Origin of the sequence: Blastococcus sp. TF02A-26, assembly GCF_003319125.1 — a bacterium.
In the GTDB taxonomy this organism is placed as follows: Bacteria; Actinomycetota; Actinomycetes; order Mycobacteriales; family Geodermatophilaceae; genus Trujillonella.
Genome location: NZ_QOHG01000026.1, coordinates 1 through 26,085, shown reverse-complemented (window position 1 = coordinate 26,085; position 26,085 = coordinate 1). Strand labels below are relative to the sequence as shown.

Annotated in this window: 29 protein-coding genes and 2 pseudogenes; 15 read left to right on the top strand and 16 right to left on the bottom strand. The window is 75.2% G+C overall.

Annotated elements, in window-relative coordinates:
* Positions 1 to 30: 30 nt before the first annotated feature.
* Genes DQ240_RS21390 through DQ240_RS21380 form a run of 3 tightly spaced genes read right to left on the bottom strand, consistent with a single transcriptional unit; the run spans position 31 to position 2,872 of the window.
* Positions 31 to 486: a PaaI family thioesterase gene (locus DQ240_RS21390; protein ID WP_113841730.1), complete on the bottom strand. Its 456-nt coding sequence runs from the start codon at positions 484 to 486 to the stop codon at positions 31 to 33.
* Complete coding sequence (locus DQ240_RS21385; protein WP_113841729.1) at positions 483 to 1,733, bottom strand: FAD-dependent monooxygenase; 1,251 nt, start codon at positions 1,731 to 1,733, stop codon at positions 483 to 485. The genes DQ240_RS21390 and DQ240_RS21385 overlap by 4 nt, the downstream gene beginning before the upstream one ends.
* A complete protein-coding gene (locus tag DQ240_RS21380; RefSeq protein WP_199589452.1) occupies positions 1,730 to 2,872 on the bottom strand; it encodes a cupin domain-containing protein in 1,143 nt (380 codons plus the stop codon). The genes DQ240_RS21385 and DQ240_RS21380 overlap by 4 nt, the downstream gene beginning before the upstream one ends.
* 49 nt (positions 2,873 to 2,921) lie before the next feature.
* On the opposite strand from DQ240_RS21380, the gene DQ240_RS21375 reads away from it, so the two are divergent.
* Positions 2,922 to 3,659: an IclR family transcriptional regulator gene (locus DQ240_RS21375; RefSeq protein ID WP_199589451.1), complete on the top strand. Its 738-nt coding sequence runs from the start codon at positions 2,922 to 2,924 to the stop codon at positions 3,657 to 3,659.
* A 16-nt stretch (positions 3,660 to 3,675) separates the two neighbouring features.
* Positions 3,676 to 4,011: a hypothetical protein gene (locus tag DQ240_RS21370; RefSeq protein WP_113841727.1), complete on the top strand. Its 336-nt coding sequence runs from the start codon at positions 3,676 to 3,678 to the stop codon at positions 4,009 to 4,011.
* On the opposite strand, the gene DQ240_RS21365 is transcribed toward DQ240_RS21370, so the two are convergent.
* Positions 3,968 to 6,220 carry a helicase C-terminal domain-containing protein gene (locus tag DQ240_RS21365; protein ID WP_113841726.1) on the bottom strand — a complete coding sequence of 751 codons (2,253 nt, stop codon included), beginning with the start codon at positions 6,218 to 6,220 and terminating at the stop codon, positions 3,968 to 3,970. The two genes, DQ240_RS21370 and DQ240_RS21365, sit on opposite strands and share 44 nt — an antisense overlap.
* A gap of 35 nt (positions 6,221 to 6,255) precedes the next feature.
* Between DQ240_RS21365 and DQ240_RS21360 the strand changes: the two genes are divergently transcribed.
* On the top strand, positions 6,256 to 6,774 hold the full coding sequence (locus DQ240_RS21360) for a hypothetical protein (protein ID WP_113841725.1): 519 nt from the start codon (positions 6,256 to 6,258) through the stop codon (positions 6,772 to 6,774).
* A gap of 97 nt (positions 6,775 to 6,871) precedes the next feature.
* Positions 6,872 to 7,105: a hypothetical protein gene (locus DQ240_RS21355; protein WP_113841724.1), complete on the top strand. Its 234-nt coding sequence runs from the start codon at positions 6,872 to 6,874 to the stop codon at positions 7,103 to 7,105.
* Positions 7,106 to 7,149: 44 nt separating this feature from the next.
* On the opposite strand, the gene DQ240_RS21350 is transcribed toward DQ240_RS21355, so the two are convergent.
* Positions 7,150 to 7,461: a hypothetical protein gene (locus DQ240_RS21350; protein ID WP_113841723.1), complete on the bottom strand. Its 312-nt coding sequence runs from the start codon at positions 7,459 to 7,461 to the stop codon at positions 7,150 to 7,152.
* 19 nt (positions 7,462 to 7,480) lie between these two features.
* Positions 7,481 to 8,290, bottom strand: a complete 810-nt coding sequence (locus tag DQ240_RS21345; RefSeq protein WP_233498889.1) for an endonuclease/exonuclease/phosphatase family protein — start codon at positions 8,288 to 8,290, stop codon at positions 7,481 to 7,483.
* 60 nt (positions 8,291 to 8,350) lie between these two features.
* Here DQ240_RS21345 and DQ240_RS21340 point away from each other — a divergent pair, with 60 nt between their 5' ends.
* From DQ240_RS21340 to DQ240_RS24135, 3 genes and pseudogenes are all read left to right on the top strand, one after another.
* Positions 8,351 to 8,920: a nucleotidyltransferase family protein gene (locus tag DQ240_RS21340; RefSeq protein WP_113841722.1), complete on the top strand. Its 570-nt coding sequence runs from the start codon at positions 8,351 to 8,353 to the stop codon at positions 8,918 to 8,920.
* 108 nt (positions 8,921 to 9,028) lie between these two features.
* Positions 9,029 to 10,285 carry a cytochrome P450 gene (locus DQ240_RS21335; protein WP_199589450.1) on the top strand — a complete coding sequence of 419 codons (1,257 nt, stop codon included), beginning with the start codon at positions 9,029 to 9,031 and terminating at the stop codon, positions 10,283 to 10,285.
* 125 nt (positions 10,286 to 10,410) lie between these two features.
* Positions 10,411 to 10,596, top strand: a pseudogene (locus tag DQ240_RS24135) (cold-shock protein); the annotation flags it as partial.
* 307 nt (positions 10,597 to 10,903) lie between these two features.
* Here the strand turns inward: DQ240_RS24135 and DQ240_RS21325 are convergent.
* Together DQ240_RS21325 and DQ240_RS21320 are read right to left on the bottom strand one after the other, a co-directional pair.
* Positions 10,904 to 11,329, bottom strand: coding sequence for a DUF2771 family protein (locus DQ240_RS21325; RefSeq protein ID WP_113841756.1), 426 nt, complete (start codon positions 11,327 to 11,329; stop codon positions 10,904 to 10,906).
* A gap of 14 nt (positions 11,330 to 11,343) precedes the next feature.
* The gene (locus DQ240_RS21320; protein ID WP_233498888.1) at positions 11,344 to 13,218 is read right to left on the bottom strand and encodes an MFS transporter; all 1,875 of its coding nucleotides are present in this window, start codon (positions 13,216 to 13,218) and stop codon (positions 11,344 to 11,346) included.
* Between the two features lie 81 nt (positions 13,219 to 13,299).
* On the opposite strand from DQ240_RS21320, the gene DQ240_RS21315 reads away from it, so the two are divergent.
* Entirely contained in the window at positions 13,300 to 14,067 is a 768-nt protein-coding gene (locus DQ240_RS21315; RefSeq protein WP_233498887.1) for a DUF3027 domain-containing protein, read from the top strand.
* Positions 14,068 to 14,397: 330 nt separating this feature from the next.
* On the opposite strand, the gene DQ240_RS21310 is transcribed toward DQ240_RS21315, so the two are convergent.
* The gene (locus DQ240_RS21310; RefSeq protein WP_113841719.1) at positions 14,398 to 14,619 is read right to left on the bottom strand and encodes a DUF2530 domain-containing protein; all 222 of its coding nucleotides are present in this window, start codon (positions 14,617 to 14,619) and stop codon (positions 14,398 to 14,400) included.
* Positions 14,620 to 14,715: 96 nt separating this feature from the next.
* On the opposite strand from DQ240_RS21310, the gene DQ240_RS21305 reads away from it, so the two are divergent.
* From DQ240_RS21305 to thpR, 5 genes are read left to right on the top strand one after another with little or no spacing between them, the layout of a single operon-like run.
* Positions 14,716 to 16,242 carry an NCS2 family permease gene (locus DQ240_RS21305; RefSeq protein ID WP_113841718.1) on the top strand — a complete coding sequence of 509 codons (1,527 nt, stop codon included), beginning with the start codon at positions 14,716 to 14,718 and terminating at the stop codon, positions 16,240 to 16,242.
* Between the two features lie 31 nt (positions 16,243 to 16,273).
* Positions 16,274 to 16,708 carry a MarR family winged helix-turn-helix transcriptional regulator gene (locus tag DQ240_RS21300; protein WP_199589449.1) on the top strand — a complete coding sequence of 145 codons (435 nt, stop codon included), beginning with the start codon at positions 16,274 to 16,276 and terminating at the stop codon, positions 16,706 to 16,708.
* Entirely contained in the window at positions 16,705 to 18,000 is a 1,296-nt protein-coding gene (locus DQ240_RS21295) for an MFS transporter (protein WP_233498886.1), read from the top strand. The genes DQ240_RS21300 and DQ240_RS21295 overlap by 4 nt, the downstream gene beginning before the upstream one ends.
* Before the next feature lie 49 nt (positions 18,001 to 18,049).
* The gene (locus DQ240_RS21290; protein WP_113841716.1) at positions 18,050 to 18,433 is read left to right on the top strand and encodes a hypothetical protein; all 384 of its coding nucleotides are present in this window, start codon (positions 18,050 to 18,052) and stop codon (positions 18,431 to 18,433) included.
* Positions 18,430 to 18,999, top strand: a complete 570-nt coding sequence (thpR, locus tag DQ240_RS21285; RefSeq protein ID WP_113841715.1) for an RNA 2',3'-cyclic phosphodiesterase — start codon at positions 18,430 to 18,432, stop codon at positions 18,997 to 18,999. Before DQ240_RS21290 ends, thpR begins: the two co-directional genes overlap by 4 nt.
* 66 nt (positions 19,000 to 19,065) lie before the next feature.
* Here thpR and DQ240_RS21280 read toward each other — a convergent pair whose 3' ends face one another.
* Positions 19,066 to 20,034: an aldo/keto reductase gene (locus DQ240_RS21280; protein WP_113841714.1), complete on the bottom strand. Its 969-nt coding sequence runs from the start codon at positions 20,032 to 20,034 to the stop codon at positions 19,066 to 19,068.
* Positions 20,035 to 20,061: 27 nt separating this feature from the next.
* On the opposite strand from DQ240_RS21280, the gene DQ240_RS21275 reads away from it, so the two are divergent.
* Complete coding sequence (locus DQ240_RS21275; protein WP_113841713.1) at positions 20,062 to 20,871, top strand: thioesterase family protein; 810 nt, start codon at positions 20,062 to 20,064, stop codon at positions 20,869 to 20,871.
* On the opposite strand, the gene DQ240_RS21270 is transcribed toward DQ240_RS21275, so the two are convergent.
* The 5 genes from DQ240_RS21270 to DQ240_RS21250 all read right to left on the bottom strand — a co-directional run bounded on the left by DQ240_RS21270 (position 20,868) and on the right by DQ240_RS21250 (position 25,109).
* Positions 20,868 to 21,428 (bottom strand): TetR family transcriptional regulator, encoded by a 561-nt coding sequence (locus DQ240_RS21270; protein WP_233498884.1) that lies wholly within the window; start codon positions 21,426 to 21,428, stop codon positions 20,868 to 20,870. The genes DQ240_RS21275 and DQ240_RS21270 overlap by 4 nt on opposite strands.
* A gap of 59 nt (positions 21,429 to 21,487) precedes the next feature.
* On the bottom strand, positions 21,488 to 22,255 hold the full coding sequence (locus DQ240_RS21265; RefSeq protein ID WP_199589448.1) for an ABC transporter permease: 768 nt from the start codon (positions 22,253 to 22,255) through the stop codon (positions 21,488 to 21,490).
* Positions 22,252 to 22,977: an ABC transporter ATP-binding protein gene (locus tag DQ240_RS21260; protein WP_113841712.1), complete on the bottom strand. Its 726-nt coding sequence runs from the start codon at positions 22,975 to 22,977 to the stop codon at positions 22,252 to 22,254. Before DQ240_RS21260 ends, DQ240_RS21265 begins: the two co-directional genes overlap by 4 nt.
* A gap of 156 nt (positions 22,978 to 23,133) precedes the next feature.
* Positions 23,134 to 24,159: an ABC transporter permease gene (locus DQ240_RS21255; RefSeq protein ID WP_147262059.1), complete on the bottom strand. Its 1,026-nt coding sequence runs from the start codon at positions 24,157 to 24,159 to the stop codon at positions 23,134 to 23,136.
* Positions 24,159 to 25,109, bottom strand: coding sequence for an NAD(P)/FAD-dependent oxidoreductase (locus tag DQ240_RS21250; protein ID WP_113841710.1), 951 nt, complete (start codon positions 25,107 to 25,109; stop codon positions 24,159 to 24,161). The genes DQ240_RS21255 and DQ240_RS21250 overlap by 1 nt, the downstream gene beginning before the upstream one ends.
* Before the next feature lie 50 nt (positions 25,110 to 25,159).
* On the opposite strand from DQ240_RS21250, the gene DQ240_RS21245 reads away from it, so the two are divergent.
* A complete protein-coding gene (locus DQ240_RS21245) occupies positions 25,160 to 25,963 on the top strand; it encodes an RNA methyltransferase (protein ID WP_113841709.1) in 804 nt (267 codons plus the stop codon).
* Here the strand turns inward: DQ240_RS21245 and DQ240_RS21240 are convergent.
* Positions 25,960 to 26,085 (bottom strand): annotated as a pseudogene (locus DQ240_RS21240) (integrase core domain-containing protein); the annotation flags it as partial. The gene DQ240_RS21245 and the pseudogene DQ240_RS21240 overlap by 4 nt on opposite strands.

Below are 26,085 nucleotides of genomic sequence, written 5' to 3'. Positions count from 1 at the left end.
CTCGCGGCGGGCCCCTGCGAGAGGGCCGAGTCAGCGGGGGCGCCAGCGCTTCCAGGAGGCGACGGCGGTGGCGCGGGGCTTGCCGTCCCAGTGCAGCTGCACGTCCACGGTCATCTCCGCCTCCGCCGCCTCGGTCACCACCGCGTGCAGCGTCACCGGCTCGGTCAGCGGCGCCGGGCGGAGGTAGCGGACGTCGAGGCCGGCGGTCACGTACGCCAGCGAGGCCCCGGGCAGCGGGCCCCACCCCCGGACGTCGGCCTCGTGCATCACGGCCGCGGCGCTGTGGCAGTCCAGGACCGTCGAGATGATCCCGCCGTTGAGGTAGCCGAGGCCGTTGTCGTGCTGCGGCCACGGCGTGAAGGTCGCGGTCACGCCGTCCCCGCTCGGGTAGCTGCGCAGCCGCAGGCCCTCGGGGTTGGCCTGCCCGCAGCCGAAGCAGGTCAGTTCCGGGAAGAGCCGCTCCTGGATGCTGGTGCCGTCGGTCATCCCGCCAGCTTGCCCCGCGAGGGGACGGCGGTCCCGCGCGGGATCGGCGTGAACATCGGCGGCTCCTGGTCCGGCGTGAGCGCCGTGGGCCCGTAGAGCCAGTCGACGAACGCGTAGTCGTGCACGTCGCGGGCGCGCAGCACCTCGTTGCGCCAGAGACGGTCGGCGCCGGTGAGGTGCCACAGCTCGCCCCACGCGCGGGCGGTGGTCTGCACCCGTCGGCAGTGCCCGGTCCGGACCGCCTCGTAGGCGGCGAGGGCGGCGTCCCAGTCCAGCGTCCCGGCCGCGACCTGGTCCCCGACGTGCGTGGCGAGCACCCAGGCGTCCTCCATCGCCATGACCGCCCCCTGCGCCAGGTACTGCAGCGGTGGGTGCGCGGCGTCCCCGGTGAGCGCGAGCCGGCCGCGGACCCAGGTGTCGAGGGGCTCGCGGTCGAACATCCGCCACCGGCGGTCGCGCCACATCAGCGGGAGGCCGGCGCGCACCTGCGCGCAGGTGCCGGCGAAGGCGGCGTCCAGCTCGTCCGGCGTCCCCCAGTCCTCGCGGCCCGCCAGGGCCTTCGACGAGCGGAACACCGCGACCTGGTTGAACACCTCGCCGCGGCGCAGCGGGTACTGCACGAAGTGGCAGTGCGGACCGACGTACACGACGACCTCGGACATCGACACGTCCATCGACGCCACCTGCTCGGCCGGGATCGCGCCCCGGTAGGCGACGTAGGCGGAGCTGACCGGCTCGTCGTCGCTGAGGAGCCCCCGGGCGAGGGAGGTGAGCCCGTCGGCGGCGAGCACCACGGGCGCGGTCTCCCTCCCGGCCTCGTGCAGCACCGCGGCGCCGTCGTCGAGCGGCTCGTAGCCGCTGACCTGGACGCCGGTGACCAGGTCGACCCCGGCGTCGCGGCAGGCGTCCAGCAGCGTGGCGTGCAGGTCGCTGCGGTGGATGACGACGTAGGGCGACCCGTAGCGCGACCGGGCGTCGGCGAGGTCGAGCCGGGTGAGCAGGGAGCCATCGAGTGCGTCCCGCATGACCAGGGCCTCCGGCCGGACCCCGAGCTCCAGCACCCGGTCGAGCAGTCCCCACGACTCGAGGATGCGGGTGCAGTTGGGCGCGATCTGCAGGCCGGCGCCGACCTCGCCGAACTCGGCGGCGCGCTCCAGCAGCCGCACCTGAAGCCCCGTCCGGGTCAGCGCCAGGGCGTTGGCCAGCCCGCCGATGCCCCCGCCGACGACGAGGACGTCCGGGCTCATCGGCCGGCGTCCACCGAGACCCGGTCGAGGCCGAGCGCGGCGAGGATCGGGGTGTCGCTGAACCGGAAGAGGTCCAGCGCGCCCGAGTCGGAGTCCGACGCCGACGCCTCCGAGCGGATCGACAGCGGCTCCCACGAGGGGACGACGAACATGTCGCCGCGCTCCACCCGCCAGGAGGTCTCGCCGACGGTCACCGTCCCGGTGCCGTCGAAGACCTGGAACACCGAGGAGCCGGCCTCCCGCCGCGGCGCCGTCTCGGTCCCGCGGCGCACCCGGTGCATCTCGGTGCGGATGGTCGGCAGGACGTCGCCGCCGGTGGTCGGGTTCGTGTACCGGACGGCGGCGTGACCCGGCTCCACCGTGCCGGGGAACCCCTCGTCCTCCAGCTCCAGCTGGTCGGTCAGCGCGGCGTCGGTGTCCACCCAGCGGTAGTTCAGCAGCGGGCTGGACGGCTGCGGGCCCGGCACCGACACCGGTCGCAGGCCCGGGTGGCCCCACAGCCGCTGGGCACGCGACCGCTCGGGGGAGATCCGCTCGGCGTCGCTGATCGCGTCGCGGCCGAACTCGAAGAACTGGGTCTCGGTGGCGTACTGGAACGGGATGTCCAGGCCGTCGATCCAGGCCATCGGGTGCTGGGCGGCGTTGTGGTGGGCGTGCCAGATCCAGCCGCCCTGCGGCAGGAAGTCGCCGCGGGTCATCGGCACCGGGTCGCGGTCGACGACGGTCCACACCCCGTCGCCCTCGACGACGAAGCGGAACGCGTGCTGGGTGTGCCGGTGCTCGGGGGCGTCCTCGCCCGGCATCAGGTACTGGATGGCCGCCCACAGCGTCGGGGTGGCGTAGGGCCGCCCGCCCAGCGCCGGGTTGGCCAGGGCGATCGCCCGCCGCTCGCCGCCGCGGCCGACCGGCACCAGGTGCCCGGCGCGGTCGGCGAGCTCCAGGAGGTTCTGCCAGCGCCACAGGTGCGGCGCAGCCTTCGACTGCGGGTGCACGGGCATCAGCCCGCTGATCTCGGTCCACAGCGGCACCAGCAGCTCCCGCTCGAACCCGCGGTACAGCTGCTCGAGCTCCGGGCTCGGGGTCGGCTGGCCCGGCGCGTCGACGGCGGTCAGGGAGACGGGGGAGGCCACCTGGGTCACGCCGTCCAGCGTGAGCGCTCCGGAGCCGGGCAGCCCATACGATTCTGCTGTGAAGAACCGGCCGTCCTACGCCATCGCGAGCGTCGACGCCGCCCTGCAGCTGGCAGTGGCCCTGCAGGTGGAGGGTCCGATGACCGTCAGCGAGGCCGCCGAGCGACTGGGCGTCGCCCGGTCCACGGCGCACCGGCTGCTGGCGATGCTGGTGTACCGGGACTTCGCCACCCAGCTGGCCGACCGGCGCTACGCCGTGGGGCCGGCGCTCTCGCCGGGCCTCCGCCCCTCCGCGCCCGTGCCCGCCCTGCGGCCGGTGGTCGTGCCGCACCTGACCGCGCTGGTCGAGCGGGTGGAGGAGACGGCGAACGTGCAGGTCCTCGCCGGGGACCTGGTCCGCTTCGTCGCCTCCGTGGAGTGCAGCCGGGCGCTGCGGGTCGGTGACCGCGAGGGCATGGTCTTCCCGGCCCACCTCACCTCCGGCGGCAAGGTGCTGCTCGCCGACCTGCCCGACGAGGAGCTCGCCGAGCGGTTCGTCGGGGCCGGCGGCCCGGATCTCGCCGCGCTGCGGACCGAGCTGCGCGCCGTCCGGGAGAACGGTTTCGCGCTCAACGTGGGGCGCACCGAGGCCGGGCTGACCGCGGTGGGCCGGCCGATCCGGCCCGACGGGCGCCGGGCCGAGGCGGCGGTGTCGGTGTCCATGCCCAGCTCACGGTTCTCCGAGGAGCGCCTGCCGCAGATCGTCGCGGCGCTGGCGGCCACCGCCCGGGACATCGAGGCGGTACTGAACCGCTGACGGCGGTGTCACCATCGTGCCCGGCGGCTGCTGGGCGCACTACTCCGCCCTCGCCATCGGCGACGGGTACGAGTCGGCCACCGCGGGCGACGTCGTCACGCTCGAGTACGAGCAGGCCGAGCAGGGCGGCCACGGGTACCGGGCGGTGCGGTTCTGGCCCGCGAGCACCGATCCCGTCGAGCCGACGGTCTCGCCCCCCGGAGCGGCCTACCGGAGCACGCTCACCACCACGTTCGACGACGAGGGTCGAGCCGCGTCCGTGACCGTTGAGCCGGGTCGTGGCGCGGCTCGACGGTCGGCGGTGCGGCTCAACCCGCGGGAGCGTCGTCGTCGACCAGCGCCACGGAGGTGATCCGGTGGACGGCGAAGGTGCGGGTCTCGCCCCGGCCCTCGTCGAACGCCTGCAGGAACCCACCGCCCAGCGACACCGGCTGCACCACCCGCTGGCTGCCGCTGCCCTGCGCGTCGACGTAGCCCAGCCACACCGGCAGGCCGCCGCGGATGGCCCGGGACAGCAGCTCCAGCGTGCCGGCGGTGGTCACGCCCGGCACCTGCCGGACGGCCTCCCCGCGGCGGGCCGAGAGCGCGGCGTCGCCGGCCCGGATCTCCCGCACGGTCGCGGCCAGCTCGGCCTCGGTGAGCGGCCGGGGCGCGGCCGTGGTCGCCGTCGTGGGCTTGCGGCCGAGCGCCCGCGGGCGGGCCGGGGGCCGGGTGAGGACGGCGCCGCCGGCGGACTCGCCCGCCGGGGAGTACCCCGCCTCGCGCAGCACGGTGAGCACCTCGTCGGCGCCCAGGCCGGAGACCAGGACACCGGGGGCCAGGCGGCGGAGCTCGGCGTTGGCAGCACGCCGGTCGTTGAGCAGTTGGGAGAGCAGCCCGTGGTCGTCGGAGCGGACGTAGCTCTCGATCGACCCGACGCGGATGCGGCCGTGCTGGCGGGCGACGTCGTCCACCAGGTAGTCCAGGGCCTGCGGCACCGGCGTCCGGGAGGCGCGGGCGAAGAACTCGTGCAGGTCGGTCGCCGACCAGCCGGCGTCCAGGGCGCGGCGGACGCTGGCCTCGGAGACGCGGAAGACCGTCGCCCCACCGGAGGACTCCACGTCGGCGACGACCGCGAGGGTGTCGGCCAGCTCGGCGACCAGCGGGCCGGGCGCGACCAGCGAGAGGTCGGGCTGGGCCAGCACGTGGTCGACCGGGTCGGGCAGCAGCCCGCGCATGCCGTCGGCGGCGCCGTCCTCGCCGGCGGTCAGCAGCCCGCGGCCACCGGTGGACAGCACCCCCCCGACGAGGACCCCCAGCCGGGTGGCCTCGTCGAGCATCGCGGGCACCGGGGCCAGGCGGTCGGCCCGCCGCGGTGTGCGCCAGCGCAGCAGGTCCACCAGCTCGTCGGGCTCGAGGCCCGACCCCGGCGGGTACTCGGCGAGCGCGGCCAGCGCGCCGCGCCGGATGCCGGCGGCGGTGTGCCGGACGAGGTCGGGGGAGAGGGCGTTGACCGCCTTGCCGGCGACGTCGCGCTGCCCGACCAGCGACGGGATCCGGGTGCTCTCGAGCCAGCCGCCGACCAGCGTGGCCCAGCGGTCGGCGAGGTCCTGCTCGCGCCAGACGTCGTAGGCGCGGGTGGGCAGCCACTCGTCGCGGTGCGGACCGCCGACGTCGAGCAGCCCGGCGGCGTGGGCCAGCTCGAGCAGCCAGCCGGCGTCGGCCTCGTCGACGTGCAGCGTGCGGGCGATGCGCTTCTGGTCGCGGACGGCGACCCCGCCGCTGCGCAGCAGTCCCGCCGGCTCCTCCTCGAGCAGCGTGAGGAGCTCCCCGATCCGGCCGACGGTCTCCAGTGCCGCGCCGGCCGCGCGCCGGTCCAGGGTCGCGGTGTCCCGGGTGACGACCGCGGGCTCGGGTCGCATCCGCGGCGGGCCGTAGGGCCGGTCCCCGCGCAGCAGCAGGCCCACCTCGCGGGGCAGCTCCACGTTGAGCGCGTCGATGCGGGCGAGCAGGCCGCGCTGCAGCAGCCGGCGCGCGGGGGTGGCCGGACCGCCGGCGTTGTCGGGCAGGTGGCCGACCGGCCGGCTCCCCGACAGGCGGTCGAGGACGTCGCGCTCGTCGGCGGGCAGCTCGGCGACCGCCGCGGAGAGGTCGGTCGGGAGCACCAGCCGCAGCTCCGCGGCGCGCCGGCCGAGCCCGGCGGGGTGCCGGACCGCGCGGCGCACCGGGTCGGGGGCGTGCAGGACGTCGTCCCCCCAGAGCAGGGCGCGCGTCGTCAGCGCGTCGATCGCCCCGCTCAGCACGTCCTCGGGCACCTCGGGCAGCGCGGCGAACAGCTCCGCGGCCTCCACCCCGTCGGTGGGCGCGAGCAGCACGACGTCCAGGACCTGCAGCGTGGCCGCGTCGAGCTCGTCGAGGGCCCGGTCCACGGACACGGGCACGGCGAGCCGGCTGGCCAGTGCCACGACGTCCGACGGCGCGGGCCGCGCGACGTCGGGCCGGGCCGCCAGCAGCGCGGCGACCTGGGCGTCGCTGCGGGTGCGCAGCCAGCCGGCCAGGGTCGCGGGGAGTTCGACGGACATCCGGTCCACGGTACGGCGCCTGCGACGATGGCCGCGTGCAGCCGGCCGCCGACGACCCCGCCACCGCCGCGGCGCTCACCGCCTACCGCGGCGGGGCGCTGCGCTGGGTGGCCGGCGGAGCGGTCGCGGCCGTCGTCGCCGTGCTGGTCGGGGTGGCCGCCGCCGGGGTCGCCGAGGACACCGGGCGCCGGGTGCCCGTGCTCGGGCTCGCGGTCGTCGCGCTGCTGCTGATCGCGCCGACGGCGGTCGCCATCGGGATCGGGTCCCTGCTGCGCGCCCGGCGGTGGGCCGAGGCCCTGACGCGCACGCACTGGCGGCCCGGTGTGCTGCGAGCGGCGGGACCGGCGGTGCTGTCGTTCGAGTACGGCGGTCCCGACGCCGCCGAGGCCGTGCGCCTGGAGCTGGAGACCACGACGCTCTGGCGGGCGCGGATGGTGCAGGGACTCGACGGCGCAGCGATCCGTGCGTTGCCGGTGGGCGGCGGCGAGTGGGTGTTCACCGCCGACGGGCTGGGCACGCTGGTCGGGGCGCGTGAACCCCGCCGGAGACGCTGACCCCGTCCGGACGGTGTCGCGCGCGCCCGCGCCGAGCGGGTCGGGGAGAATGACGGCGAGAGCGCACCCCGCGTGCGCACCGGACCTCGGAGGCGACATGTCGAAGGCCAACCCCAAGAAGGAGCACCTGGTGGAGCCCACCTGGGGCCAGTCGGAGGGCGACGGCCCGCCGGTGACCGAGCTCATCAGCGAGATGGCCGGGGCGCTGTCGCCGTTCGGCGAGGACCACAGCTTCCCGCTGCCGCCGGAGCGGCTGCGCTACGCGCACCCCACCGACAAGCCCAACCGGGCCGGGCTGCAGGCCGGCGAGGACCCCCGCAAGAAGCGCTGAGCGTCGACCGGCTCAGCGCATCCGCGCTGAGCCGGGACGCGGGGTCAGCCCGCCTTGGCCTTGGGGGCCGGGGCCAGCCGGACGATCAGCTTCGAGACCGCCGTCCCGACGACGACCCAGATGAGCGCCGCGATGGCGGCGTTGATCGTCTCGCGGATCTTCAGGTCGTCGGGCGTGAACAGGTTCTCCGTGAACCCGCCGAAGTCCTGGCGGATGCTCCGCGTGAACTCGACGATGCCGTTGTCGGGGTTCGCCTCGAAGAAGACGAAGATCGCGTACAGCAGGATGACCGCTCCGATGACGGAGCAGACCACCCGCACCACGGTGGCGACGATGTTGAGCGCTCGGGCGGCCATGCCTAGATGATCGCGCAGGTCACATCCGCGCGCGACCCGTCGGACCGGTTCCGCGCACCCGGCAGTCCACCGCGAGGGCGCGGTGGTCCGACAGCGGCAGCCGGACGGCCTCCGCCGGCCCCTCGGCGGTGACCGGACCGCGCGCCAGCAGGTGGTCCAGCTGCCGGGTGGGTGCCTCCGCCGGGAAGGTCGCGGCCGAGGCCAGCGGTCGCAGGCCGCTCACCCGGGCGGCCTGCCGCGGCTCCATGTTGAGGTCGCCCATGACGACCAGCGGCTCGCGGGTGCCGGCGAGCGAGCGCATCAGCCGGCGCAGCTGGAGCACGTTCCACCCCGGGACGAACGACAGGTGCGTGTTGGCGACCGTGAGGTGGCCGTGCGGTCCCTCCAGGACGGCCGCCACGGCGACGCGCGGCTCGTCGCCCACGACCTTGGGCAGCCGGTCGCCGCGGAACCACACCGGCACCCGGCTGGGCAGCGCGGGCAGCCGGACCACCCGCCAGGACACCACCGGCAGGCGCGACAGCAGCGCGATGCCGTAGCTGGCCGAGCCCGGCTGCTCCTCGCCGGTGGCCGCCATCCACGTGCCGCCCGGGGTGCCGGACAGTGCCGCCACGAACTGCGAGTCCACGGCGCCCATGGCTTCGGCGGCCACCGCGGTCAGGTCGGCGTTCATCGAGCGGGGCTGGTCGCGGTCGACCTCCTGCAGGCCGAGCACGTCGGCGTCCAGGGCCTTGACCGCCGCGGCCAGCCGGTCGACGTCGACGCGGTCGTCGTCGAGGGACCGGCCGTGCAGGATGTTGAACGTCGCGATGCGCACGGTCCTGCCCATGCCCCGGACCGGCCGCTCCCTACCGTGCGTGCTCCTCCGCCGAGCGGGTAGCAGGCTGCGGTGCAGCCCGACGACCGCGACGAGATCCGCGACCTCCTCAAGCGCACCGCTGTCGCCCTCAAGGAGGGCGACGTGCCCTTCGCCCTGTGCGGCGGGTACGCCGCCTGGGTGCGCGGAGCGCCCGAGCCCGACCACGACGCCGACTTCCTCGTGCCGGCCGCGGAGGCCGAGCGCGCCGCCAAGGTCCTCGCCGAGGCCGGCCTCGAGGTGGTCGACCCGGCCGAGGACTGGCTGACCAAGGTCGTCCAGGGCAACTCGTTCGTCGACGTGCTCTGGCGGGTCTGCGGCAGCCCGGTGGAGACCGACCTCATCGACCGCGCCGAGGACCTGCCGGTGCTCTCCGTGCACATGCCGGTCCTCGCCGCGACCGACATCGTCGTCACCAAGCTGATGGCGCTGGACGAGCACTACTGCGACTTCGCCCGGATGCTCCCGGTCGCCCGGGCGCTGCGCGAGCAGGTCGACTGGGAGCGGGTCCAGCGCGACACCGCCGGCAACGACTTCGCGGTCGTCTTCCTGGTCCTGATCGGCCGGCTGGGCATCGTGGAGGGTCTCCACCCCTTGAGCTGAACTCAGTTCAGCGACATGATGCCGGTCACATACCAATCACTATGTGGTCGGCGGCGGAGCCGGTCCGGGGATCCGGGCGCCCGCGCGGCGACCGGCGAGGACGCTGACGTGACCGCGACGGTGAACACCACCCGGGCCGAGATCGACTTCTCCGTCTACGACCCCTACTCGATGGACTTCGCCCGCAACCCGTGGCCGACGTGGGACCGGCTGCTGAACGAGTTCCCGGTCGCCTGGCACCGGGACCTGCAGTGCTGGATGGTCTCGCCGCACGACCTGGCGGCCGAGGTGATGAAGAGCCCCCGGTTCAGCACCAACTTCGGCGACTACAAGCACGCGCCGCCGCCCAAGCCCCGCTCGGAGTGGACCCTCTACAACGAAGTCATGCAGTTCCACCTGCAGATGCAGGACGCGGCGGGCCACATGCGGCTGAGGCGGCTGACGGCGCCGGCCTTCTCCCGCCGGGTGATGGACCTCATCGAGCACCGGATCAAGGACTCGATCGTCGGCGTCTTCGACGAGATCCCCGATCCGCGGCAGTTCGACGTCGCCGACGACATCGCCGCCAAGGTCCCGATCCGGGCCATCGCCCGCATGGTCGGCGTCCCGTCCGACGCCGACACCCTCTTCGAGCACGGCCTCGGCTGGAACCTCGTCCGGGCCGCGAACCCGCTGTACTCGGCGGAGGAGCGCGCCGAGTTCCAGCAGGGCACGGTCCCGGGCCTGCAGTACCTCATCGACACCGTGCGCGAGGCCCGCAGCGGCGGCCACACCGACGACTTCATCGGCACGCTGATCGACACGGAGATCGACGGCGAGCGGCTGCACGACCTGGAGATCGTCGCGCTGCTCATCTCGCTGATCTCCGCCGGTGCCGACACCGCCGTCGACCTGCACACGATGGCGCTGCTCGCCTTCCTGACCCACCCCGAGCAGTGGGCGCTGCTCGGGGAGCGGCCGGACCTCCACGAGGCGGCGGTCATCGAGGCCCTGCGCTGGGGGTCCATGGGCAAGCTCGGCGCCATCCCGCGCTTCCCCCGGGAGGACGTCGAGATCGCCGGGCAGGTCCTGCCCAAGGGGGAGTTCGTCCACTTCATGCTCGGACCGGCCTGGGTGGACCCGAAGAAGTGGTCCGAGCCGCTGCGCTTCGACATCACCCGCAACCACGCCGGGAACCTCGTCTTCGGCGCCGGCCCGCACCTGTGCATCGGACTCAACCTGGTGAAGGTCCAGGGCCGGCTGATGCTCGACGAGTTCCGCCGCCGCTTCGGCGACACCGCCCGGCTGGCCGGGGAGATCGAGTACGACCCCCAGCACTGGAACGCGCGGCGGATCAGCCGGATGCCGGTCGCCACCGGGGACTGAGCGGGCGCGCGGACCGAAACGCGCTCTCCGGTTCGGAGCGGCGACGACTAACCTGGCCCGCGGGGGGCTCCGTGCCGCCCGCCGGCAGCCCGCCGGACCGACCGCGACGTGACTGAGGGATCGACGTGCCCACCGGCAGAGTGAAGTGGTTCAACCCGGAGAAGGGCTTCGGTTTCCTCTCCCGCGAGGACGGCCCCGACGTCTTCGTGCACAAGGACGCTCTCCCCGCCGGCACCGAGGAGCTCAAGCCCGGCCAGCGCGTGGAGTTCGGCATCGTGGCCGGCCGCCGCGGCGACCAGGCCCTGCAGGTCCGCGTCCTCGACCCGCTCCCGTCGGTCACGGCCGCGCACGCGGCGGCCACCCGCAAGAAGCCCGACGAGCTCGTGCCGATCATCGAGGACCTCATCAAGCTCCTGGACGACGTCTCCGAGGGCCTGCGCCACGGCCGGCACCCCGACCGGTCGCACGCGCGCAAGGTCGGCACCGTGCTGCGCGCGGTGGCCACCGACCTCGAGCACTGAGGAAGGACCCCCTCCCTCCCCACGCTTCGCAGGCTCAGCGCGGGCCCCTGGGAGGGGGCCGTTCCAGGTGTCGGCGGGCGGCGTCGCGTGCCCGTTGCTATCCGGCGCGGATGAAGCCGACGGGCCAGGCGCCGGAGAACTCGCCGCAGTCGGTGCCCTTGTCCTCGACGACCACGAGGTAGAACGCGGCCGGGACGACGTCGGAGCTGTTGACGTCGAAGCTGGTCTCGCCGGACTCCACGTCGACCTCGCCGATCACCTCCACCAGCTGGTCGTCGAAGACCTGGACGCCCCAGCCCTGCTCGGCGACCGTCTCGGGGACGGTGAGCGTGATGGGGGAGTCGGGGGAGACCTCGATGATCGGCGGCGTGATCGAGTAGCGCTCGCCGTCGCCGCCGAGGCAGTACTGGGTGGGCTGCACCTCGACGTCCTGCGGGCCGACCGTCACCTGCACCGACGGGGGCGCGTCGGGCTCGTCCTCGCCGCACCCGGCCAGGAGGGCCAGCAGGGCGACGGCGCTCACGGCACCGGCGCGCGTCACCGGGCCCACTGCTCGGTCGGCGGGGTGCGCCGCTGCCGGTCGCGCCCCCACAGGACCACGCCGACGGCCAGCACGAGCAGGGCGGCGGCGACCGTGAAGCCCAGCCAGCCGGTGGGCGGCAGGGCGATGCCCAGCGCCCCGCCGACGACCCAGGCCAGCTGCAGCATCGTCTCCGACCGGGCGAACGCCGAGGCCCGCAGCGAGTCGGGCACCTCCCGCTGGATGATCGCGTCCAGCGACACCTTGCCCAGGGCGTTGGCGACCGCGGAGACGCCGGCCACCAGCGCCGCCGTCCAGAAGCTGAAGAAGACCGCGGCCACCACGGTGATCCCGGCGGCCACGCCGGCGGACACGAGGACCATCTGGTCCGGGCTGGCCGTGTGCAGTCGCGACCCGACGGCGGTGCCCAGCACGCTGCCGAGGCCCGCCGCGGCGGCGATGCCGCCCAGGGCCAGGGTCGCCGTCCAGCCGTCGGCCGTGGCCTGCACCAGGAACGCCGAGAAGATCGTGAGGAACCCGCCGAGCCCGCGCAGGGCGGAGTTGGCCCGCAGCGCCACCACGACGTGCGGGCTGACCTGACGGCGGCGCTTGCCCACCGTGTCCTGCGGGGTGGTGGTGAGGACGTCGGCGGGCTGCTCCCCGGCCGGGACGTCGACGTGCGCCGGCAGCCGGATGGCCAGGACCCCGGCGACGGTGAACACGATCGCCGTGGCCCAGAGCTCCGGTGGGAAGCCGAACACCGCCGCGATGCCGGCGGCCACACCGCCGAAGACGCCGGCGGTGACCAGCCCGAACATCGAGGTCCGGGAGTTGGCGCTGGCCAGGGACATCGCGCCCGGGAGCACGCGGGGGAGGACGGCGGCCCGCAGCACGTTGTGCGCCTTGGACAGCACCAGGACCCCGAGCGCCGCCGGGTAGAGGATCAGGTCGTCGTAGTGGGCGGCCATCACCAGCGCCAGGACCGCGCGGCCGATCGAGGCCGCCCCCATCGCCCACCGCCGTCCGCGCTGCATCCGGTCCAGCAGCGGGCCGATGACGGGCGCGACCACCGCGAACGGCGCCATGGTGACCAGCAGGTAGAGGGCGACGTTGCTGCGCTGAGCGTCGCTCGTCGCGGCGAAGAACAGGGTGCCGGCCAGCGACACCGCGATCATCGCGTCGCCGGCGGCGTGCAGCGCGTTGGTCCAGAGCAGGTGCGTCAGGCCGCTCTCCTCGGCGCCGTCGGCCCGGCTGGCGGCCTTGACCCGGCGGACGGCGGCGCCGCTCAGCTCACGGGAGCGGGCCACCGCCACGCGGGTCACCGTCGCCCGCGGCCCCGGCGGGAGCGCCGCCGCGGGCTGCGTCTGCTCGGTCGGCAGGGCGGTCGTCCCGGCCGCCGCGCCGGGGTCCTGCTCCGGCCAGGAGGGCGGCTGCGGGCCCGGGTACCACGGCGCGGGCGGGCCCGGCTGGTACGGCCCCGGCGGGTAGCCCGGCTGATGGGCCCCGGGCGGGAGGCCGGCCGGCGGGTACCCGCCCTGCTGGTACGGCACCGGGCCCGGCGGATACCCGGCCGGGGGGTAACCGGCCGGGGGGTAGCCGCCCGGCGGGTACGGGCCCGCCGCGTACGGGACCGGGCCGGGGGGAGTCGGCGCGTAGGGCGCCGGGACGTACGGAGCCGCGCCGTACCCGGGCTGCGCCGGGTACGGGTGCGCAGCCGGAGGCAGCCGCTCGACCACGGTCTCCGCCTCGGCCGCGTCGTCCGCCAGGGGCAGGGGCCTGGTGACGGCCCGCGGGCGCTGCACCGGCGCGGTCTCCGGGGCCTCGCTCACCCGCGGTGCCGACCGGCGGCGGAGCACACCGCGGCGCGGACCGGGGGGCGGGGAGTCGGGCACCGCTCCATGGTGCCGCACCGGCCTGAACAGGCGGGGAAGGCATGAGCGCGGCACGGGCGGCCGGTGCGCGACAATGGCTGCGTGTCCGAGACCCCGCCGTCCTCCCTGGCCGCCGCCGTCGACCTCGCCCGCGCCGCGGCGGTGGAGACGGCCGGCGATCCCGCCGTCGTCGGCGAGCACCTCGCGGCCCTGCCGGAGAGCGCCGGTGACCCGGCCCTCGGCGAGGCGCTGACGCACTCCTTCGCCAGCACCCTGCCCGGCTACGTGGGCTGGTACTGGGCGGTGACGATCGCCCGCGCCGCCGGCGAGGACACCGTGACCGTCGACGAGGTCGTCCTGCTGCCGGGCGAGCAGGCGCTGCTCGCGCCCGCCTGGGTGCCGTGGCACGAGCGGCTGCGCCCCGGCGACCTCTCCGTCGGCGACGTCCTGCCCGCCACCGAGGACGACCCCCGGCTGGTGCCCAGCTACACCGTCGACGACGACGCCGCCGAGGACCCCGAGGGCCGCGTCGTGGCCCAGGAGATCGGCCTCGGCCGCGAGCGGGTGCTGTCCCAGGAGGGGCGCTCGCAGGCGCTGACCCGCTGGAACGACGGCGACTTCGGGCCGCGCTCGGCCATGGCCCGGCAGGCCCCCGGCCCCTGCGGGACCTGCGGCTTCTTCCTCCCGCTGGCCGGCACGCTGCGCGCCGCGCTCGGTGCCTGCGCCAACGCCTACGCGCCGGCCGACGGTCGCGTGGTCACCGTCGACTACGGCTGCGGCGCGCACAGCCAGGCCACCCTCGTCCCGCAGGACACCACCGAGGTCGTCACCACCGCGCGCTACGACACCGCCGACTACGACGTCCTGTGAGGATGTGATCTGTCGTCCTCCGGACCGACAACCGCGGCCAGGTGCCGTTCCCCTGCTGCGCTGAGCCGCGCCGTCGCAACTCGCGGGGACCCTCCGGGCCCGTGACACTGCGGTCCTCCGGACCGCACCGCGGCCAGGTGCCGTTCCCCTGCTGCGCTGAGCCCTGACGTCGCACCCGTCGCGGAACCCTCCGGGTCCGTGACACTGCGGTCCTCCGGACCGCACCGCGGCCAGGTGCCGTCCCCTGCTGCGCTGAGCCCTGACGTCGCACCCGTCGCGGAACCCTCCGGGTCCCTCTCGGGCACGACCCTCGCAGGGCGGCTCCCGTGGTCAGTCCTTGCGGCCGAGCTGGCCCTGCCAGCGCATGATGCCCAGACCGAGGAACGGCAGGACGATGCCGGCGACGCACGTCCAGGTCCACACCCGGTCCACGCGGTCGCCGAGCAGCAGCAGGACCACGAGCGCGACCGCCCAGACCGCCGTCCCGGCGAGGACGAGGCGCGCGGTGTCGACCCGCAGCGGCGGCGGGGCCTGCTTCGTCGGTCCGGGCACCCCTCGACCTTAGGCGTGACCAGACGGTGATCACCGGAGCCCGCGGGATGTGGCACTCTGTCGCCGCCCGTCCGGCGATCCACGGGGAGTTCCGTCATGCCCGAGCAGTCCCACCCGACCACCGGGGACACCCCCGCCGACGTCTCGGCCGCCACCGCGGCGACGACGCCGCGCCGCAGCGACGGGCCCCGCGTCCGGCCCCGCAACGGGCTGGACCGCTACTTCGAGATCAGCGCCCGCCGCTCGACGGTCGCGCGCGAGCTCCGCGGCGGCCTGACGACCTTCTTCACGATGGCGTACATCGTCATCCTGAACCCGATCATCCTGACGAGCATCGACACCGGGAACGGCCCGGGCGTCGACGTCGCCGGGAACTCGCTGTCGTTCGCGTCCGTCGCCGCGGTCACCGCGCTGATCGCCGGCGTCATGACGATCCTCATGGGCGTCGTCGGCCGGTACCCCTTCGCGCTCGCGACCGGTCTGGGCATCAACGCCGTCGTCGCGGTCTACGCGGCCACCCAGCTCTCCTGGCCCGAGATCATGGGCCTGGTGGTCCTCGAGGGCCTGCTCATCACGGTGCTGGTGCTCACCGGCTTCCGGAAGGCCGTGTTCGAGGCGATCCCGCCCCAGCTCAAGACCGCCATCGCCGTCGGCATCGGCTTCTTCCTGACCATCATCGGGCTCGCCGACGCCGGCGTGATCCGTCAGGGCAGCCCGCTGATCACCTTCGGGGTGGGCGGCCAGCTGGCCGGCTGGCCGCTGCTGGTGTTCGTCGTCGGCCTGCTGCTCATGGCCGTGCTCGTCGTCCGCAAGGTCAAGGGCGCCCTGCTGATCGGCATCGTGGCGACGACGGCGCTGGCGATCGTCATCGAGGCGATCGCCGACATCGGCCCGCGCGTGGGTGCGGAGAACCCGCGCGGGTGGGCCCTGCAGGTGCCCGAGCTGCCCGACGAGGTCGTCGACAGCCCCGACCTCTCGCTGCTCGGCAACTTCTCGCTGTTCGGCGGCTTCGAGCGGATCGGCATCATCGCCGCCCTGCTCATCGTCTTCTCGATCATGATCGCCGACTTCTTCGACACCGTCGGCACCGTGACCGCCGTCGGCGCCGAGGGCGACATGCTCGACGAGCACAAGAACCTGCCGAAGTCGCAGCCGGTCCTGCTGGTCGACTCGCTGGCCGCCGCCGCCGGTGGCGCCGGCAGCATCTCGTCGAACACGACCTACATCGAGAGCACCGCCGGTGTCGCCGACGGCGCCCGCACCGGTCTGGCCAGCGTCGTCACCGGCGTGCTGTTCCTCGTCGCGATGCTCTTCACCCCGCTGGTGCAGATGGTCCCGTCGGAGGCCGCGGCGCCGGCGCTGGTCATCGTCGGCGCGCTGATGATCACCCAGATCCGGCACCTGGTCTGGGACGACATGTCCCTGGTGATCCCGGCCTTCCTCACCATCGCGCTGATGCCGTTCACCTACTCGATCACCAACGGCATCGGGGCCGGCGTCGTGACCTTCGTGCTGCTGCGCCTGGCGGTGGGCCGCCGCCGCGAGATCCACCCGCTCATGTGGCTGATCGCGGTCATCTTCGTCGTCTACTTCGCGCTGGAGCCCATCCAGCAGCTCGTCTGAGGCGGCGCGATCGTTAGGTAGGCTACGGATCGTGCCCCGGACGACGCTGGACATCGCGGCGCTCGCCCACGACCTGCGACTGGCGGTCATGCGGTTCTCCCGCAGGCTCCGCAACCAGCGGGTCGACACCTCGGTCACGCTCACCCACCTCTCCGCGCTCTCCACGCTCAAGCAGCACGGGCCGATGAGCCCGGGCGAGCTGGCCGGGCACGAGCGGGTGCAGCCGCCCTCCATGACGCGCGTCGTGGTGGCGCTGGAGGGGATGGGGCTGCTCACCCGCAGCCCGCACCCGACCGACGGTCGGCAGGTCGTGATCGACCTGACGCCGGAGGCCGTGGCGCTGCTGAGCGCCGAGGCGCAGGCGCGCGAGGCCTGGCTGACCGGTGAGCTGGCGGGCCTCACCGACGAGGAGCGCACGATCCTCCGCGAGGCCTCGACGATCATGGAGAAGCTGGCCGGTCGGTGAGCGCAGCCGGCGTCGACAGCAGGTCCTCCCGGGGCATGTTCCGGTCGCTGCGGGTGCGCAACTACCGGATCTACGCCTCGGCCAACCTGGTGAGCCTCGTCGGCACGTGGATGCAGCGGATCGGCCAGGACTGGCTGGTCCTGCAGCTGTCCGACGACAGCGGCGTCGCCCTGGGCGTGGTCACGGCCCTGCAGTTCGCCCCCGGCCTGGTCCTCGGCATGTACGGCGGCGTGCTCGCCGACCGCTACCCCAAGCGCCCCCTGCTGGTCGCCACCCAGTCGCTGATGGGACTCGTCGCGCTCGCGCTGGGCCTGCTCGTCGCCGGCGGGCACGTGGAGCTGTGGCACGTCTTCGTGCTGGCCGGTGCGCTGGGCTCGGTGTCGGCCCTCGACGTGCCGGTCCGGCAGGCCTTCGTGTCGGAGATGGTCGGGCCGGAGCTGCTGACCAACGCCGTCGGGCTGAACTCGACGATCTTCAACGGGGCGCGGCTGGTGGGTCCCGCGGTGGCCGGCCTGCTGATCGGCGCCTCGTCCGGCGACACCGGCCCGGCGTTCCTCATCAACGCCGGCAGCTTCGCGTTCACGATCGTGGCGCTGCTCGTCATGCGGCGGGACGAGCTCTTCCCCAGTCCACCGGTCACGCGGGCGCGCGGGCAGCTGCGGGCCGGCCTGGCCTACACCTGGTCGCGGCCCGACCTCGTCCTGGCGCTGGTCCTCGCCTTCCTCGTCGGCACCTTCGGGCTCAACACCCAGGTGACCATCGCGCTGATGGCCCGTCAGGAGTTCGACCTGGGCGCGGAGGCGTTCGGCCTGCTCACCACCTCCTTCGCGGTCGGCTCGCTCACCGGTGCCCTGCTCTCGGCCCGGCGCAGCGACCGCCCGCGCGAGCGGTTCCTGGCCCTCGCCGTGGTGGTCTTCGGGCTGACCTGCGTCGTCGCCGGGCTCGCCCCCGGCTACGTCTGGTTCGCCGTGCTGCTGGTCCCGACCGGTGCCGCGGCCATGATGTTCACCGTCGCCAACAACAGCTTCGTGCAGCTGGGCGTCGACCCGCAGCTGCGCGGCCGGGTCATGGCCCTCTACTTCATGTGCCTGACCGGCGGGATGCCGCTGGGCTCGCCGGTGATCGGTCTGGTCGCCGAGCACCTCGGCGCGCCGTGGGCGTTCGCGCTCAGCGGCGGGCTGCTCGTCGTCGCCGGGCTGTGCGCGGCGGCCTGGCTGGCCCGCGGCGGGGGGTCGCGCGGGACGGTGCCGGGCGGGACGTCGGTCGCCCGCTCGGGCATCGGGGCGGGCTGAGCGGGCGTACCGTTCCAGCCACCCGCACACCGCCGTCCCGGAGGCCACCATGGCCGGCGCCCTGCTGCAGCTCGCCCTGCTCACCGCGGCCCTCGTCGGGTCGTTCGGTCTCCTGGGCCTGCTGACCGGCCTCTTCTGCGGCACCGTGCGGCTGCGCCCCCGGCGCCGGGCCGTGGAGCCGGTGCACCGGCCGGTGCAGCAGGTCGCCGCCGACCTCCGCCGGCTCTCCCGGCAGCTCGCGCTCGTGCCGGCCGGCGCGCCCGTCGCCCGGCGGCGCGGGCTGCAGAGCGCCTACGACGACGTCCTCGTCGAGGCGGCCGCGCTGCTCGAGGTGCCGCACGCCATGACGCTCACCCCGGCCGGTCCCCGCCGGGACGCCGAGCGCAGGCGCCTGCAGGCGGCCCTGACCGACGCCGGCCTGGACCCCCGCTGACCGCCTCGACCCCGCTGCGGCTGTTCGTCGCCGTGACCCCGCCCGAGGCCGCGCTCGCGGACCTGGCCGGTGCGGTGGCGCCGCTGCGCGAGGCGGCCGGCGCGCCCGCCTGGACCGCGGTCGAGCGCTGGCACCTCACCCTGCTGTTCCTGGGTGCGGTGCCCGCGGACCTGCTGGCGCCGCTGACGCAGCGGGTGGGGGAGGAGGTCTCCGCCGCCCCGCCGATGACGCTGCACCTGGCCGGTGGGGGGCGGTTCGGCTCGGTCCGCCGTCCGCAGGTGCTCTGGGCCGGGCTCGGCGGGGACGTCGAGGCGCTCGCCGCCCTGGCCGCCCGGCTGGGTCGGACGGCGCGGGCGTTGCGGCTGGACGTGGAGGACCGTCCGTTCCGCCCGCACCTGACGCTCGGCCGGTGGCGGCCGGGCCGGCCGGCCGACGCGACGCTGGCCGACCGGCTGGCCGGTTACCGCGGTCCGGAGTGGTCGGTGGCCGAGGTCGCGCTGGTGCGGAGCACCCTGGGGCCGGGCGCCCGCCACGACCGGCTGGCCGGCTGGCCCCCGGGCGGCTGAGCCGGGGTCGGCGTGCAGAACCGCCATTCCGTGCGGTGCAGAACCGCCATTCCGCCCGGGCTCAGGTCACCAGGCGTACTCCATGGGAGCCGGCCGGTAGCCCGGGAAGATCTCGTCGAGGCGGGCCAGCGTGGCGTCGTCCAGGGAGATGTCGACCGCGCGCAGGCCGCCCTCGAACTGCTCCATGGTCCGCGGCCCGACGATCGGTGCGGTGACCGCCGGTCGGTGCAGCAGCCAGGCGACGCCGACGTCGGCCGGCGCGTGCCCGAGCTCGGCGCAGAGCGCCTCCCAGGCCTCCAGCGCCGGGCGGTGCTGCTCGATCCGCTTCTGGACGTGCTCGTCCTTGCGGCGGTCCCCGGCGGACTCGTCGAGCACGCCGGCCAGCAGGCCACCGGCGAGCGGGCTCCACGGGATGACCCCGATGCCGTGGTGCTCGGCGGCCGGCAGCACCTCGAGCTCCACCTGCCGGGTGAGCAGGTTGTAGTGGGACTGCTCGCTGACCAGGCCCTGCGAGCCGCGACGCGCGGCGACCGCGTTGCCGGTGGCGAGCTGCCAGCCGGCGTGGTTCGAGGCCCCGACGTAGAGCACCTTGCCCTGGGCGACGAGCGTCTCGCAGGCCTGCCAGATCTCGTCCCACGGCGTGGCCGGGTCGCTGTGGTGGAACTGGTAGAGGTCGATCCAGTCGGTCTGCAGCCGGCGCAGCGACGCGTCGCACGACCGGACGATGTTGCGCGCGCTCAGCAGCGAGTCGTTCGGCCAGTCGCTCATGGTCCCGTAGACCTTCGTGGCCAGGACGGTCTGCTCGCGACGGTCGCCGCCCTGGGCGAACCAGGCGCCGATGACCTCCTCGGTCCGGCCGCGACCGGCGCTGCGGCCGTAGACGTTCGCGGTGTCGAAGAAGTTCACGCCCTCGGCCAGCGCGCGGTCCATGATCGCGTGCGAGTCGGCCTCCGGCGTCTTCCAGCCGAAGTTCATGGTGCCCAGGCAGAGCCGGGAGACCGACAGGCCGCTGCGGCCGAGGTGCGTGTACTCCATGGAAGTCACCCTGGCACCCTGACGGTCGTGCCGCAGAACCACCCCGACAGTGCCTTCGACCGTGCGACGACCGTCTCCCGCGCCGAGGGCGGTGGCGTCGTCGCGGAGCTGGACCCCGGCTGGGAGGTCGGCGGCGGCATCCTCAACGGCGGCTACCTCATGGCGGTCGCCGCCCGGGCGGCGCTGCTGGACAGCCCGCACCCGCACCCGGTCGCGGTGTCGGCCACCTTCCTGCGCGCGGCCGCCGGCGGGTCGGCCCGCATCGAGCTGATGGCCGCGCCCGCCGGGCGGACCCTCGCCAACACCGCCGCCGTCCTCTCGACCGAGACCGGCCCGCTCCTGACCGCGCAGGTCACCACCGCCACGCTCGGGGAGGAGCCGATCGACTGGTCGGCGAACCCGATGCCGCAGGCGCCGGCCCCCGAGGACTGCTCGGCGGCACTGCGCCCGCCGGGCGTGCCGGTGCCGGGGCTGGTACAGCGCCTGGACATCCGCTTCGACCCGGCGACGTCGGGCTTCGTGCACGGCCGGCCGGCCGCCGAGCCGCGGCTGCGGGCCTGGATGCGCCTGGCCGACGGCGGGGAGCCGGACCCGTTCTCGCTGCTGATGTTCGCCGACGCGCTGCCTCCGGCCGGGTTCGCCATCGGGCGGATGGGCTGGGCGCCGACCGTGCAGCTGCAGGTGCTCGTGCGGGCGCTGCCGGCGCCGGGCTGGTGCCTGGTGGAGAACGTCAACTCCGAGGTGGCCGGCGGTTGGGTCGACGAGGACTGCCGGATCTGGGACTCCACCGGCCGGCTGGTCGCGCAGAGCCGGCAGCTGGCGCGGCTGCCCCGCTAGTCCCGCCGGCCGGGCAGCTCGACGTCGCCGGTGAGGTAGCGCTGCACCGTCGGGCCGACCGCCGCCACCACCTGCTCGGCGGGCGCCGAGGCCAGCGGCTCGACGCCGAGCACGTAGCGGGTCATGACGACGCCGACGAGCTGCGAGGCGACCAGCGAGCCCCGCGCCGCGGCCTCCGCGGGCGGCAGGTCGAGCGTGCCGACGACCCGGCGCAGCACCTGGGAGACCAGGAACTCCCGCAGCATCCGGGCGCCCCACTCGTTGCCGACCGCCGAGCGCACCAGGGCCAGGCCGGCCGGGCGGGCCGGGCCGTCCCACACCCGCAGCAGCATCCGGACGACGTTGGCGCCGAGCTCGTCGCGGCCGCCGGCCAGCACCTCGGGGACGAAGTCCTCCGGGTCGGCGGGTGCCTCAACCGCGGCGAGGAAGAGCTTGTCCTTGGTGCCGAAGTAGTGGTGCACCAGCGCCGGGTCCACGTCGGCGGCGGCGGCGATCGCCCGGATGGACGCGCCGTCGAAGCCGCGCTCGGCGAACGCCGCCCTGGCCGCGGCCAGCACCGCCTCGCGGGTGCCGGGGTTGCCGGGGCGGCGTCCGCCGGGGCGCCGTCGGGTCTCGCTCAGCTGGTCCTCCTCCGCAGGGTCCCCGCCGCCAGGGACAGGGCGAGCACGGCGACGCCGGCGACGATGCCGACGTCCCGCCACATCGTCCCCGTCGCGATCGCGGAGGTGCCCACCTCCTGCAGGGCCTCCACCGCGTAGGTCAGCGGCAGGACGTCGCTGATGGCCTGCAGCCAGCCCGCCATCTGCTCGCGCGGGACCAGGAGGCCGCACAGGAAGAACTGCGGGAGGACGACGACCGGCATGAACTGCACCGCCTGGAACTCGCTGGTGGCGAAGGCGCTGGCCAGCAACCCGAGGGCCACCCCGAGCACGGCGTCGACCACGGCGATGAGCACGACCAGCCACAGGGAGCCGGCCACGTCGAGGTCGTACAGCGTGGTGGCGAGCCCGACCGTGACCAGTGCCTGCACCGCGGCGGCCGTGCCGAAGGCGGTGCCGTAGCCGAGCAGCAGGTCCAGCCGCGAGAGCGGGGTGGTCAGCAAGCGCTCGAGGGTGCCGGACGTGCGCTCGCGGAGCATCGCGATGCTGGTCACCAGGAACATCACCACGAACGGGAAGATGCCGAGCATCGTCAGCCCGATGCGGTCGAACACCGGCTCCTGCCCGGGCGGCGTCGGGACGTCGCGCCACAGCAGGTAGAGCAGGCCGAGGAGCAGCCCGGGCAGCACGGTGAGCATCGCGATGGTGCGGGGGTCGTGCCGCAGCTGGCGCAGCACGCGGCCGGTGGTCGCGCCGGTCAGCCGGGGGCTCAGGGCGGTGGTCACGCCGCCACCTCCTGCTGCCGGGCCCGCACCAGCCGGAGGAAGGCCTCCTCGAGGTCGTCGGTGCCGGTGTCGGCGCGCAGCCGCGCCGGGGTGGAGTCGCTGAGCAGCTCGCCCTCGCGGAGCAGCAGCAGCCGGTCGCAGCGGCCGGCCTCGTCCATCACGTGGCTGGACACGACGAGCGTCGTCCCGGCCGCGGCCAGGGCGGCGAAGCGGTCCCACAGCTCGACGCGCAGCACCGGGTCCAGGCCGACGGTCGGCTCGTCGAGCACCAGCAGCTCCGGCTCGCCGACCAGCGCGCAGGCCAGGGACGCCCGGCCGCGCTGACCCCCGGAGAGGTCGCCGACCAGCTGCCCGGCGGCCTCGCGGAGCCCGACGTCGGCGATCGCCGCATCGGCCGCCCGTGCACCCCGGCCGTACAGGGCGGCGAAGTACCGGGCGTTCTCCCGCACGGTCAGGTCGGCGTAGACGCTGGGCGCCTGGGTGACGTAGCCGACCCGGGAGCGCAGCGCGGGGGAGCCGGCGGGTTCCCCCAGCACGGTGACCCGTCCCGAGCGGATCCGCTGCACGCCGACCACGGCGCGCATGAGCGTGGACTTGCCGCTGCCGCTGGGTCCCAGCAGCCCGGTGACCCTCGCGGCGGGGACGGCGCAGCTGAGGCCGGGGAGCACGCGGCGGGCGCCCCGGTCGACGACGAGATCGGTGACGGTGACGGCGTCGGTCATGGAGACCTCCCGGAATGGAACTCAACGCCTGATGAACTCAACGGTAGATGAGTTCCTGCGACCGCGTCAACGCCGACGAGATCTGCACACTCGTCGGCATCAGCGGCTGATGGCGACGACTGTGCAGATCTCGTCGAGGAGAGGGCAGGTCCTTCTTCAGGCGGCGCGGCGGCGGGAGACGGCGTCGAGGGCCGCGACGACCAGGAACGGCACCACCGACCACAGCGCCAGGACGACGACGCCCCGGGGGACCGAGGAGCCCGAGAGGTACGCCGCTCCCCGGAGCGCCTGGACGGCGACGCCCGGCGGCAGCACGTCCGCGAGCGGCGCGAGCCAGCCGGGCAGGTACTCCGCGGGGAAGCTGCCGGTGCTGGTGGCCGCGCCCACGGTGAGCAGCGCGGCGGTGGCGACGAAGGTGCCGATCGCCCCGAGCAGGCGCAGCGCGAGCGCCGTCGCCGCGCCGCTGGCGAGGGCGAGCAGGGCGACCAGGCCGACCGCGGTCCAGAACCCGGCGGGGACGGCGTCGGTGACCTCCACCGACAGCCAGGCGCCGACCAGGCCCGCCGCCGCGGCGAACAGCCCGGCGCTGACCAGGCGCCACCGCAGCCGCAGCTTCGGGGCCACCTGGTAGCTGGTGATCCCGAAGAGGAACCCACCCAGGACGACGCCGAACGCGGTGTGGTCGATCGCCCGGCCGCGGGTGTCGCCCTCGGCCAGCGGGGCGACGTCGGTGACGGTGGGCTGTGCGCCGGCGGACGGACCGAGGGCCTCGGTGAGGTCCTGGGTGACCGACTGCCCGTGCGCCCCGGCCACGAAGAGCTGGGGCGCGGGACCGTCCAGCACCAGCGCCCCGTACAGAGCTCCGGAGGCCACCTCCCGCTCGGCGGCCGCGACGTCGGGCAGCTCCTCCAGGCGCAGCATCCCGGGCCGGTCGCGGTCCAGCGCCGCCTCCAGCTCGGCCACGCGGCTGTCGGAGCCGACGACGCCGACCGGGAGGTCGTGCGCCTCGGCAGTGGGGAAGGCCGCCAGGTAGACGGCGATCAGCAGCGCGCCGAGCGCGACGGCGACCAGTGCGGGCAGCACGATGCCGCGCAGCCCCACCCTGACCGGCGAGCCGTCGGAGCGCTCCTCCTCGACGGCCTGGTCGGCCGGGCCCGGCGGCGGGTCGAGTCCGGCCGGCATCAGGCGGACCCGGCCAGCGCGCGGCCGAGCGCGGTGCCCGAGGTCCAGGCGGCCTCGACCCGGGAGGGCGCGGCCCACCCGTCCCCGCACGCGCCGATGCCGTCGAGCAACCCGTAGGGCTCGGGGCGGGCATCGGCCGGGCGGGCGAAGGTCCAGCGGTGCACCGTCGTCCACGCCGGGACGGCGTCGAGGCCGAGGACGCGGCTGACCGCGGCGGTGACCGCGGGCGCGGCGGCCTCGGGGTCGTCGAGGTGCCGGCGGGCGAGCTCGGGCGTCGTGTGCGCGACGAGCACCGGGGCGCCGTCACCGCGCCGGTCGCCGTCGTCGGCGACCCAGGCGACCGCGGCGTCGTCGTGCACGAACACCCCGTGCAGGTCCGCCGGCCAGGAACGCCGGTCGAAGGCGAGGACGACGGCGAGCGCCGGCTCCCACGGGCGGTCGCCCAGCAGCCGGTCGGCGGTCGACGGGTCGAGCAGCCGGCGGGCCTGCGGGTCGGGCATGGCGAGGACGGCCGACCGCACCGGTTCGCCGTCGACCGTCGGCCCCGAGCGGACCTGCTCGACGGTGTGCTCGTGCCGGACGTCGACCTCGGCGGCGAGGTCGGCCACCAGCGAGCGCAGCCCGCCCGGCGCCGCGTACCGCACCGGTCCGGTGGTGGTGCGCTCGATCCCGCCGGGGCCGGCGACGGCGAACGTGTCGGTCCACGGCCGTGCCAGGCCGCGGTCCACCCAGCCCTCGACGACGCCGGCGAACTCGGACGCCGCCGAGGCGGTGAGGTAGGAGGCGCCGATGTCCACGACGCGGCCGCCGCGCATGCTGCGGGAGGCCATGCGGCCGCCGGGGCGCAGCGCGCGGTCCAGCACCCGGACGGCGACCCCGCCGGCGGTCAGGGCGCGGGCGCAGGCGATCCCGGCGATGCCGCCGCCGACGACGGTCACGGGGGAGGGCACTGCCTGATCCTGCGGGCAGGACGCCGCTGCCGCTCGGGGAGGATCTCCGCGTGGCCCCCGAGACGATCACCCACCCCGCCGACGAGCGGGTGGCCGACTTCCGCGATCTCGTCTCCGGCGACCGGCGGCCCGGCACGCCCCGGGGCAGCGGGCCGGTCATCGTCGAGGGCGTGCCGGCGGTGCAGCGGCTGCTCGCCTCGCCGTACCGGGTGCGCGCCGTCCTGGGCGTGCCGGGCCGGCTGGCCGCCCTGGACCTGCCGGAGGGAGTGGCTGCCTACGAGGCGGACAAGTGGGTGCTGTCGGAGGTCATCGGCTTCCGGCTCACCCGGGGCGTGCTCGCCTCGGCCGACCGTCGCCCGCCCTCCGACGTCGGTGAGGTGCTGGCCGGCCCCGACCCGTCCGCGCCCCGGCGGCTGGCGGTCCTCGAGGCGCTCAACGACGCGGAGAACCTCGGGTCGATCGCCCGCTCGGCGGTCGCGCTGGGCGTCGACGGGCTCCTGCTCGACCCGCAGTGCGCCGACCCGCTCTACCGGCGGGCGGTGCGGGTGTCGATGGGCCACGTGCTGTCGCTGCCGTTCGCCGTACTGCCCGACTGGCCCGGGGGCCTGGAGCGGCTGCACGAGGCGGGATACCTGACCGTGGCGCTCACTCCCGCCGCCGATGCGGTGGACCTGGCCGACGTCGACCCGCGCGCGCACCCGCGGACGGCGGTGCTGCTCGGCGCCGAGGGCCCGGGGCTCACGCCGGAGGCCCAGGCCGCGGCCCGGGTACGGGCACGGATCCCCATGCGCGCCGGCGTGGACTCCCTGGGCGTGGCCGCGGCGGCAGCGGTGGCGTTCGCGACCCTGCGCTAGCTGTACTGCCCGGACAGGTTGGTCAATCGAGTGATGGGCGGTCGGTTCTCCGTCGCGGTGTGGGGCCGGTGATGGTTGTACTCGTGGAGCCAGCCCGGCAGTGCTTTGCGGCGGGCTGATTC